The sequence below is a fragment of the Streptococcus sp. 27098_8_103 genome (genome assembly GCF_041432345.1).
GTDB classification, from domain to species: Bacteria; Bacillota; Bacilli; order Lactobacillales; family Streptococcaceae; genus Streptococcus; species Streptococcus mitis_BV.
This window is the reverse complement of the sequence record NZ_JAPVZK010000045.1, coordinates 1-9,282: the sequence shown is the minus strand read 5'-3', so window position 1 is coordinate 9,282 and position 9,282 is coordinate 1. Positions and strand designations below refer to the sequence as shown.

Below are 9,282 nucleotides of genomic sequence, written 5' to 3'. Positions count from 1 at the left end.
TTTTTTCTGATATTGAACTAAAATTGAAGAATTGTTTACATAAAAAAGCTCCATACACCGGATGTGCATAGAGCAAAGGGGGCTTCATTTGATATAGAGTTCTTGGTTTTTCAAGACAATTTCACGTACGCTTGCAAACTTTTTGAGTTTTTTGATTTCTTCTGGATGAGTGACGAGAGTGATAACATAACCTTCCTTGCCCATGCGACCTGTACGGCCAGCACGGTGAGTGTAGGTTTCAATATCTCTAGGAACATCAAAGTTTACGACACATTCTAGGCTATCAATATCAATCCCTCGAGCCAAAAGGTCTGTTGCAAGAAGCAGGGTTAGTTGCTTGTCTTTAAACTTTTCTAAGATGACTTTTCTAAATTTAACATTGACATCACTAGCTAGGGAAACAGCCAAGATATCCCGATACTGTAGTTTTTCTTCTGCGTTTCCAAGGTCTGATAGGCTGCTAAAGAAGACCAGACCACGGAAATCCTCTACATGAGCTAGTTTTCGTAGCATATCCACTCGGTGACGTTGATCTACCTGCATGTAGAAGTGCTGGATGTTGTCCAATTTTTGGTCAGAAAGATCAATGGTACGTGTGTTAGGCGCAATCTTTTCTTGGTCAAACTTGGTTGTCGCACTCATATAGACAAGTTGGTGGTCACGAGGTGCGTAGTGAGTTATTTTCTCAACAAAATGAATTTGAGAATCATCAAGTAATTGGTCGAATTCATCCAGGATGATGGTTTCTACATTCATCATCTTGATTTTTTTCAATTTAATTAGTTCAAAGATACGGCCAGGGGTTCCAATCAGAATTTCTGGTCCTTTTTTGAGTCGTTCAATCTGGCGTTTCTGACTCGAACCTGATAAGAAGAGTTGGGCAGTTAAGCCGATAGCTTCAGCCCACGTTTTACATACATCAAAAATCTGTCCAGCAAGCTCAGTATTTGGTGCTAGAATCAAGAGTTGTTGGGCTTTTCTCTTTTGTAGTCTGAGAAGACTTGGTAGAAGGTAAGCTAGGGTCTTACCAGTTCCTGTTGGGCTCACTCCTAGGAGGTTTTCTCCAGCAAGAATGGGCTCAAATAGTTGAGTTTGAATGGGGGTGAATTTCTGGAAACCGAGTTGGTTACTCAATTCTTGCCATTCAGTCGGTAGTTTGGTTTTCATTTTTCTGCCTCAAATCTAATGCCAGCAGTCTGGCGCATAGTATATAGTAGCTCATGAACTGAACTTGCATCTTCCAGCCAAGTTTGGTAGAGATTCAGATCTGGTTGCTGGATCATGTGTGCAAATGCACCGACTTCCTCAGTCATCGTATGAGGAGTCTGTTGGATAGGGAGTTGGACTTGATTGCCTTGATGGTCGGTAAAAATAGCTGAGCGAACATGTTCGATGGTGTTGAGGGTCAAGGTACCATCTGTCGTATAAATCTCGCAAGGGAGATTGGAAGTGATGTTTTTTCCAGCCTTGATATGAACTTGATAGTTAGGGTAGAAGAGGATTCCATCTCCATTTAGGTCAATGCTATTGTCAAGCTGTTGAGCCTGATAGGTTGCATCCTTAGCTTTTCCAAAGAGACGAACGGCAGCGTAGAGGGGATAAATCCCTAAATCCATAAGAGCTCCACCAGCAAAACGGTCTGAGAAGACATTTGGTGTCTGTCCAGCCAATAAGTCAGGCATTTTGGAAGAATACTTGGCATAGTTGAAATCTGCTCCCAAAATTTGTTTGTCTGCTAAAAAGTTTTTGATGATAGTGAAAGCTTTTTCATGGTAATTGCGAGCTGCTTCGAAGATAAAACAGTGATTTTTCTCAGCTGTATGTCTCAAATCTAGCCATTCTTGTGGCTGAGTGACAGCTGGCTTTTCAAGAATGACGTGTTTGCCAGCAGACAAGGCAGCTTTTGCATGAGCAAAATGCAAGGAATTTGGACTGGCAATATAGACCACATCAAAGGAGCTCTTGAAGAAGTCCTCTACTTGATCAAAGAGTTGGATATTCTGATAGCGGGAAGCAAAGGTTGCAGCAGTTTCTAGTTTTCTAGAATAGACTGCGACCATCTGGTATTCTCCACTAGCATGGGCTGCTTCTATGAAGTGGTGGCTGATAGCCCCTGTTCCGATGACACCTAATTTAAGCATAGTTACTCCTTTTCCGATTTCAAATCCTTCTTTCATTATAACATAGATAGACGGGACTATCCAACAGAGGGTAAAAAATTTCAAATAAGCTACTAGGTCTTTTCCAAAGAAAATGGTACAATAATGAGATGAGTAAATGAAATGTGAGGGAAAATGAGGTTATTACCTATAAGAAAAATATCACGTCAGTCTAAGAGGCTAGCGCTTTTTTTGACTTTTTGTGCAGGATATGTAGACGCCTATACTTTTATTGTGCGAGGGAATACTCTTGTAGCTGGACAAACTGGGAATGTCGTCTTTCTATCCGTGGGGCTCATTCAACACAATGTTTCAGATGCTAGTGCCAAAGTAATGACCTTGCTAGCTTTTATGATGGGGGTCTTTTTACTAACGATTTATAAGGAAAAATTGAGAATTGTGAAAAAGCCCATTCTGTCATTGACTCCTTTGGCAATCTTATCAATCATTATTGGTTTTGTGCCGCAAACTGTAGATAATATCTATCTAGTGCCGCCCTTGGCTTTCTGTATGGGATTGGTGACAACCGCTTTTGGAGAAGTATCGGGTATTGCCTATAATAACGCTTTTATGACAGGAAATATCAAACGGACCATGCTGGCTTTTGGAGATTATTTCCGAACCAAGCACACTCCTTTTTTACGTGAAGGGATTATCTTTGTAAGCCTGCTTAGTAGTTTTGTCCTTGGCGTTGTCTTTTCAGCTTATTTGACGATTTTCTATCATGAAAAGACCATTCTTGGTGTTCCTATTATGATGAGTATTTTTTACCTCAGTATGCTTTTTGCTTCATGGCAGAAAAAAGTAAAAGAAAAAGCTTCATTTTAGGTGTTATTACTTGTAAGAAAATAGGAGATATGCTATACTTGAAGAGTTGACTATGCACGTTCCTGTGCAACCGCACGAACATCGTTGCTTGATTATTCAAGTTTAAGTGGTTTGTCCCACGATGCTAGGCGAGTCTTCACAAAAAAATCGGGGAAACCCATAAAAATCATAGGAGGTGCATAATGAGCACATACGCAATTATCAAAACTGGCGGAAAACAAGTTAAAGTTGAAGTTGGTCAAGCAGTTTACGTTGAAAAATTGAACGTTGAAGCTGGTCAAGAAGTTACTTTTAACGAAGTTGTTCTTGTTGGTGGTGAAAACACTGTTGTCGGAACTCCACTTGTTGCTGGAGCTACTGTAGTTGGAACTGTTGAAAAACAAGGAAAACAAAAGAAAGTTGTTACTTACAAGTACAAACCTAAAAAAGGTAGCCACCGTAAACAAGGTCACCGTCAACCATATACAAAAGTTGTCATCAACGCAATCAACGCTTAATTTTAAGGAGAACACATGATACAGGCAGTCTTTGAGAGAGCCGAAGATGGCGAGCTGAGGAGTGCGGAAATTACTGGACACGCCGAGAGTGGCGAATACGGCTTTGATGTCGTGTGTGCATCGGTTTCTACGCTTGCCATTAACTTTATCAATTCTATTGAGAAATTTGCAGGCTATGAACCAATCCTAGAATTAAACGAAGATGGAGGTGGCTATCTGATGGTTGAAATACCAAAAGATCTTCCTTCACACCAGAGAGAAATGACCCAGTTATTCTTTGAATCATTTTTCTTAGGTATGGCAAACTTATCGGAGAACTCTTCTGAGTTCGTCCAAACCAGAGTTATCACAGAAAACTAACACGGAGGAAAACATTATGTTAAAAATGACTCTTAACAACTTGCAACTTTTCGCCCACAAAAAAGGTGGAGGTTCTACATCAAACGGACGTGATTCACAAGCGAAACGTCTTGGAGCTAAAGCAGCTGACGGACAAACTGTAACAGGTGGATCAATCCTTTACCGTCAACGTGGTACACACATCTACCCAGGTGTAAACGTTGGACGTGGTGGAGACGATACTTTGTTCGCTAAAGTTGAAGGCGTAGTACGCTTTGAACGTAAAGGACGCGATAAAAAGCAGGTTTCTGTTTACCCAATCGCTAAATAAAAAGGTCCAGTGAACCTTTTTATCCCGAGCCTTAAAATATAAAGGCGAGGAAGCTAGAAGTAGCATTAAATAAGGCTTTCCGAGTTTTCGGAGAGCCTATTTTTTTATTTTGATACCCATTTTGGTACCCATATTTTAAAACCATATGTAAGAAGAGAATTTATCGGCTACTTTATTTTACAATGAAAAAATAGTTGAATGTAAAACTTTTACAATAATGAATTTTATAAGGGAATAAGATATTGTAAAAATTGCTAAGATTTGATATTATAATTGTATCTGAGTAAGGAAGCAGGAATATGGAAAGGAGTGAGCCTATATGAAAAAATTATCATAATGATAGTCTGTTCAATCTCTTTTCTTGTTTTATCTGCTTGCGTTAGTAACAAAAAACTTATTCTTCCTGAACCTGAAACGATCTCTGTAATTTCCCTGCAGAAAACAATCTCTGAAGATATTAAAACTATAACCAAGAGAGAAGAAATCTCAAAATTGATTGAGGAGATACAGAAACAGTCCAAATCTACAACTTTGGAGAGTTTCAATGATCAACCGACAAATGTTAAAGATTACATCATTATCAAATTCACTCATCAGAATGAAGAAAATGATAGTGTAGCCTATCTATATACTATGAAAGAAAAACAGTATATTGAGCAACCCTATGTTGGGATTTGGGAGGTAAGTCCAGATATAGCCAATAGGGTTGAAGAAGCTTATTCTAGTTGATTTATAGAATAAAAGAAATTTTTAGAGAGTTTTCTTGTATCATGTTTTAAACGGTAAATCAACAAGATTTGCTGTTTTTATTTGTTTGAAATAAAATGAGGACTGAAAAAAGATATCATTCTAATTCTTGTATTGGGGTATTAGAGTATTCGCTTAGACTTGAAAATTTCCAGACTTTTTTCCTTTTTGGAAAACTTCTAAAATATGGTATAATGAAAAGATAAAGAAGTTGGGGGTAGAAGATGAACATTCAACAATTACGCTATGTTGTGGCTATTGCGAATAGCGGTACTTTTCGTGAAGCTGCTGAAAAGATGTATGTTAGTCAGCCGAGTCTGTCTATTTCTGTTCGTGATTTGGAAAAAGAGTTGGGCTTTAAGATTTTCCGTCGGACCAGCTCAGGGACTTTCTTGACTCGTCGTGGTATGGAATTTTATGAAAAAGCGCAAGAATTGGTTAAAGGATTTGATATTTTTCAAAATCAGTATGCCAATCCTGAGGAAGAAAAGGATGAATTTTCCATTGCTAGTCAGCACTATGACTTCTTGCCACCAACCATTACGGCCTTTTCAGAGCGCTATCCTGATTATAAGAACTTTCGTATTTTTGAATCAACTACTGTTCAAATTTTAGATGAAGTAGCGCAAGGGCATAGTGAGATTGGGATTATCTACCTCAACAATCAAAATAAAAAAGGTATTATGCAACGGGTTGAAAAGCTAGGTCTGGAGGTCATTGAATTGATTTCCTTCCATACCCACATTTATCTCCGCGAGGGGCATCCTTTGGCTCAGAAAGAGGAATTGGTTATGGAGGATTTAGCTGATCTACCAACGGTTCGTTTCACTCAAGAGAAAGATGAGTACCTTTATTATTCAGAGAACTTTGTTGATACCAGTGCGAGCTCGCAGATGTTCAATGTGACAGACCGTGCTACTTTGAATGGTATTTTGGAGCGGACGGACGCTTATGCAACAGGTTCCGGATTTTTAGATAGTGACAGTGTCAATGGGATTACAGTCATTCGTCTCAAGGATAATTTGGATAATCGCATGGTCTATGTTAAACGTGAAGAAGTGGAGCTTAGTCAAGCTGGGAATCTTTTCGTAGAAGTCATGCAAGAATATTTTAATCAGAAGAGGAAATCATGAAAAAAAGAGGAATAGTGGTAGTCATTGTACTACTTTTGATTGGGCTTGATCAGTTGGTAAAATCCTATATCGTCCAGCAGATTCCACTGGGTGAAGTGCGCTCTTGGATTCCCAATTTCGTTAGCTTGACCTACCTGCAAAATCGAGGGGCTGCCTTTTCGATGCTACAAGACCAGCAGTGGTTATTTGCTATCATTACACTTGTCGTTATGGTAGGTGCCATTTGGTATCTACATAAGCACATGGAGGACTCACTCTGGATGGTCTTGGGTTTGACCTTGATTATCGCAGGTGGTCTTGGGAACTTTATTGACAGGATAAGTCAGGGCTTTGTTGTGGATATGTTCCACCTTGACTTTATCAATTTTGCAATTTTCAATGTGGCAGATAGTTATCTGACTGTTGGAGTGATTATTTTATTGATTGCAATGCTAAAAGAGGAAATAAATGGAAATTAAAATTGAAACTGGTGGCCTGCGTTTAGATAAGGCTTTGTCGGATTTGACAGAATTATCACGTAGTCTCGCGAATGAACAAATCAAATCAGGACAGGTCTTGGTTAATGGTCAAGTCAAGAAAGCTAAATACACAGTTCAAGAGGGTGATATCGTCACTTACCATGTGCCAGAACCAGAGGTTCTAGAGTATGTGGCTGAGAATCTTCCGCTAGATATCATCTACCAAGATGAGGATGTGGCCGTCGTTAACAAGCCTCAGGGAATGGTTGTGCATCCTAGTGCTGGTCATACTAGTGGAACTTTGGTCAATGCCCTCATGTATCATATTAAGGACTTGTCGGGTATCAATGGGGTTCTACGCCCAGGAATTGTTCATCGTATTGATAAGGATACGTCTGGCCTTCTCATGATTGCTAAAAACGATGAGGCGCATCTAGCACTTGCCCAAGAACTCAAGGATAAAAAGTCTCTCCGCAAATATTGGGCTATTGTTCATGGAAATCTGCCTAATGATCGTGGTGTGATTGAAGCTCCGATTGGCCGTAGTGAAAAAGACCGTAAGAAACAGGCTGTGACTGCTAAAGGGAAGCCTGCAGTGACCCGTTTCCACGTCTTAGAACGTTTTGGTGATTACAGCTTGGTAGAGTTGCAGCTAGAGACAGGACGCACTCATCAAATCCGTGTTCACATGGCTTATATTGGCCATCCAGTCGCTGGTGATGAGGTCTATGGTCCTCGCAAGACTTTGAAAGGACATGGACAATTTCTCCATGCCAAGACTCTAGGCTTTACCCATCCGAGAACAGGTGAGACCATGGAATTTATAGCAGATATCCCAGAGATTTTTAAGGAAACATTGGAGAGATTGAGAAAGTAAGAATGAAAAAGAAATTAACTAGTTTAGCACTTGCAGGTGCTTTTTTATGCTTGTCATTTCATGGGAATGTTCAAGCTCAAGAAAGTTCAGGAAATAAAATCCACTTTATAAATGTTCAGGAAGGTGGCAGTGATGCGATCATTCTTGAAAGTAATGGACATTTTGCCATGGTGGATACAGGAGAAGATTATGATTTCCCAGATGGAAGTGATTCTCGTTATCCATGGAGACAGGGTATTAATACCACTTACAAGCATGTTCTGACAGACCGTGTCTTTCGTCATTTGAAGGAATTGGGTGTACAAAAACTTGATTTTATTTTGGTAACCCATACCCACAGTGACCATATTGGAAATGTTGATGAATTACTGTCTACCTATCCAGTTGACCGAGTCTATCTTAAAAAATATAGTGATAATCGTATTACTAATTCTGAACGTCTATGGGATAATCTGTATGGATATGATAAGGTTTTACAGACTGCTTCCGAAAAAGGTGTTTCAGTGATTCAAAACATCACACAAGGAGATGCTCATTTTCAGTTTTGGGACATGGATATTCAGCTCTATAATTATGAAAATGAATATGATGAGAATGGAAATCTTAAACCTGTTTGGGATGATAATTCCAATTCCCTGATTAGTGTGGTAAAAGTCAATGGCAAGAAAATTTATCTTGGGGGCGACTTAGATAATGTTCATGGAGCAGAAGACAAGTACGGTTCTCTCATTGGAAAAGTTGATTTGATGAAGTTTAACCATCATTTAGATACAAAAAATTCTAATACAAAAAATTTTATAAGAAATTTGTCTCCTGAGATAATTGTTCAAACTTCCTCCTCACCAATTGGTTCGTATGATAGCGGTCAAGAAATAAATAGGGAATATATTAGCTGGATTGAATCAATGGGAATTCAACATATAAACGCAGCCAGCAAAGACTATGATGCGACAGTTTTTGATATTCGACAAGATGGTTTTGTCAATATTTCAACTTCCTACAAGCATATTCCAAGTTTTCAAGCTGGTTGGCATAAGAGTGCATATGGAAACTGGTGGTATCAAGCACCTGATTCTACAGGAGAGTATGCTGTCGGTTGGAATGAAATCGAAGGTGAATGGTACTACTTCAACCAAACGGGTATCTTGTTACAGAATCAATGGAAAAAATGGAACAATCGTTGGTTCTATTTGACAGACTCTGGTGCCGCTGCAAAAAATTGGAAGAAAATTGATGGAATCTGGTATTATTTCAACAAAGAAAACCAGATGGAAATTGGTTGGATTCAAGATAAAGAACAGTGGTATTATTTGGATGTTGATGGCTCTATGAAGACAGGTTGGCTTCAATATAAGGGGCAATGGTATTATTTTGCTCAATCAGGGGAAATGAAAACGAGCTGGGTAAAAGATAAAGAAACCTGGTACTATATGGATTCTACTGGTACCATGAAGACAGGCGAGATAGAAGTTTCTGGTCATCATTACTATCTAGAAGAATCAGGAGCTATGAAGCAAGGCTGGCTTAAAAAGGCAAATGATTGGTATTTCTACAAGACAGATGGTTCACGAGCTATAGGTTGGATTAAAGACAAGGATAAATGGTACTTCTTGAAAGAAAATGGTCAATTACTTGTGAATGGTAAGACACCAGAAGGCTATACTGTTGATTCAAGTGGTGCCTGGTTAGTGGATGTTCCGGTAGAGAAATCTGCTACAACTAGAGATACAAGTAACTCAGAAATAAAAGAATCCAATGAAGTAGTGAAAAAAGATCTTGAAAATAAAGAAACGAGTCAACACGAAAGTATTACAAGTTCTTCAACTAGTCAAGATTTGACTTTTTCAACTTCACAAAGCTCTAAAACGAGTGCAAATAAATCGGAATCAGAACAGTAGTAAAAAAGAAGGTTT

At 39.0% G+C, this 9,282-nt stretch carries 11 protein-coding genes, 1 pseudogene and 1 other annotated feature; of the genes and pseudogenes, 9 read left to right on the top strand and 3 right to left on the bottom strand.

All coding sequences use genetic code 11. The features are described from left to right. Positions 1 to 84 precede the first annotated feature (84 nt). Positions 85 to 1,167, bottom strand: a complete 1,083-nt coding sequence (locus tag O3599_RS09590) for a DEAD/DEAH box helicase (RefSeq protein WP_247939844.1) — start codon at positions 1,165 to 1,167, stop codon at positions 85 to 87. After that, positions 1,164 to 2,141, bottom strand: coding sequence for a Gfo/Idh/MocA family protein (locus O3599_RS09585; protein ID WP_247939843.1), 978 nt, complete (start codon positions 2,139 to 2,141; stop codon positions 1,164 to 1,166). Before O3599_RS09585 ends, O3599_RS09590 begins: the two co-directional genes overlap by 4 nt. A gap of 153 nt (positions 2,142 to 2,294) precedes the next feature. Between O3599_RS09585 and O3599_RS09580 the strand changes: the two genes are divergently transcribed. The 5 genes from O3599_RS09580 to O3599_RS09560 all read left to right on the top strand — a co-directional run bounded on the left by O3599_RS09580 (position 2,295) and on the right by O3599_RS09560 (position 4,883). Next, complete coding sequence (locus tag O3599_RS09580) at positions 2,295 to 2,987, top strand: YoaK family protein (RefSeq protein ID WP_345773204.1); 693 nt, start codon at positions 2,295 to 2,297, stop codon at positions 2,985 to 2,987. A gap of 58 nt (positions 2,988 to 3,045) precedes the next feature. Further along, positions 3,046 to 3,133, top strand: a sequence feature (ribosomal protein L21 leader region). 36 nt (positions 3,134 to 3,169) lie between these two features. Further along, positions 3,170 to 3,484 (top strand): 50S ribosomal protein L21, encoded by a 315-nt coding sequence (rplU, locus tag O3599_RS09575; protein ID WP_000109141.1) that lies wholly within the window; start codon positions 3,170 to 3,172, stop codon positions 3,482 to 3,484. 15 nt (positions 3,485 to 3,499) lie between these two features. After that, positions 3,500 to 3,844 carry a ribosomal-processing cysteine protease Prp gene (locus tag O3599_RS09570; RefSeq protein WP_247939841.1) on the top strand — a complete coding sequence of 115 codons (345 nt, stop codon included), beginning with the start codon at positions 3,500 to 3,502 and terminating at the stop codon, positions 3,842 to 3,844. Positions 3,845 to 3,860: 16 nt separating this feature from the next. Continuing rightward, positions 3,861 to 4,154 carry a 50S ribosomal protein L27 gene (rpmA, locus tag O3599_RS09565; protein WP_000916509.1) on the top strand — a complete coding sequence of 98 codons (294 nt, stop codon included), beginning with the start codon at positions 3,861 to 3,863 and terminating at the stop codon, positions 4,152 to 4,154. A 273-nt stretch (positions 4,155 to 4,427) separates the two neighbouring features. Continuing rightward, on the top strand, positions 4,428 to 4,883 hold the full coding sequence (locus O3599_RS09560; protein WP_371512707.1) for a DUF5301 domain-containing protein: 456 nt from the start codon (positions 4,428 to 4,430) through the stop codon (positions 4,881 to 4,883). A 175-nt stretch (positions 4,884 to 5,058) separates the two neighbouring features. Here the strand turns inward: O3599_RS09560 and O3599_RS09555 are convergent. Continuing rightward, positions 5,059 to 5,133 (bottom strand): annotated as a pseudogene (locus tag O3599_RS09555) (AraC family transcriptional regulator); the annotation flags it as partial. Here O3599_RS09555 and O3599_RS09550 point away from each other — a divergent pair. The 4 genes from O3599_RS09550 to O3599_RS09535 are packed head-to-tail and all read left to right on the top strand — an operon-like array spanning position 5,126 to position 9,267. Next, positions 5,126 to 6,034: a LysR family transcriptional regulator gene (locus O3599_RS09550; RefSeq protein WP_247939840.1), complete on the top strand. Its 909-nt coding sequence runs from the start codon at positions 5,126 to 5,128 to the stop codon at positions 6,032 to 6,034. The pseudogene O3599_RS09555 and the gene O3599_RS09550 overlap by 8 nt on opposite strands. Continuing rightward, positions 6,031 to 6,492, top strand: coding sequence for a signal peptidase II (lspA, locus tag O3599_RS09545; protein WP_247939839.1), 462 nt, complete (start codon positions 6,031 to 6,033; stop codon positions 6,490 to 6,492). Before O3599_RS09550 ends, lspA begins: the two co-directional genes overlap by 4 nt. Next, positions 6,482 to 7,369, top strand: a complete 888-nt coding sequence (locus O3599_RS09540; RefSeq protein WP_371512704.1) for an RluA family pseudouridine synthase — start codon at positions 6,482 to 6,484, stop codon at positions 7,367 to 7,369. The genes lspA and O3599_RS09540 overlap by 11 nt, the downstream gene beginning before the upstream one ends. Before the next feature lie 2 nt (positions 7,370 to 7,371). Continuing rightward, positions 7,372 to 9,267, top strand: a complete 1,896-nt coding sequence (locus O3599_RS09535) for an MBL fold metallo-hydrolase (protein ID WP_247939837.1) — start codon at positions 7,372 to 7,374, stop codon at positions 9,265 to 9,267. Positions 9,268 to 9,282 lie beyond the last annotated feature (15 nt).

What these genes read in the sequence shown, in the direction of transcription:
- O3599_RS09580 (WP_345773204.1), top strand. Translation starts at nt 2,295, where the DNA reads ATGAGGTTATTACCTATAAGAAAAATATCACGTCAGTCTAAGAGGCTA.
- rplU (WP_000109141.1), top strand. Translation starts at nt 3,170, where the DNA reads ATGAGCACATACGCAATTATCAAAACTGGCGGAAAACAAGTTAAAGTT.
- lspA (WP_247939839.1), top strand. Translation starts at nt 6,031, where the DNA reads ATGAAAAAAAGAGGAATAGTGGTAGTCATTGTACTACTTTTGATTGGG.
- O3599_RS09540 (WP_371512704.1), top strand. Translation starts at nt 6,482, where the DNA reads ATGGAAATTAAAATTGAAACTGGTGGCCTGCGTTTAGATAAGGCTTTG.
- rpmA (WP_000916509.1), top strand. Translation starts at nt 3,861, where the DNA reads ATGTTAAAAATGACTCTTAACAACTTGCAACTTTTCGCCCACAAAAAA.
- O3599_RS09590 (WP_247939844.1), bottom strand. Translation starts at nt 1,167, where the DNA reads ATGAAAACCAAACTACCGACTGAATGGCAAGAATTGAGTAACCAACTC.
- O3599_RS09535 (WP_247939837.1), top strand. Translation starts at nt 7,372, where the DNA reads ATGAAAAAGAAATTAACTAGTTTAGCACTTGCAGGTGCTTTTTTATGC.
- O3599_RS09585 (WP_247939843.1), bottom strand. Translation starts at nt 2,141, where the DNA reads ATGCTTAAATTAGGTGTCATCGGAACAGGGGCTATCAGCCACCACTTC.
- O3599_RS09550 (WP_247939840.1), top strand. Translation starts at nt 5,126, where the DNA reads ATGAACATTCAACAATTACGCTATGTTGTGGCTATTGCGAATAGCGGT.
- O3599_RS09570 (WP_247939841.1), top strand. Translation starts at nt 3,500, where the DNA reads ATGATACAGGCAGTCTTTGAGAGAGCCGAAGATGGCGAGCTGAGGAGT.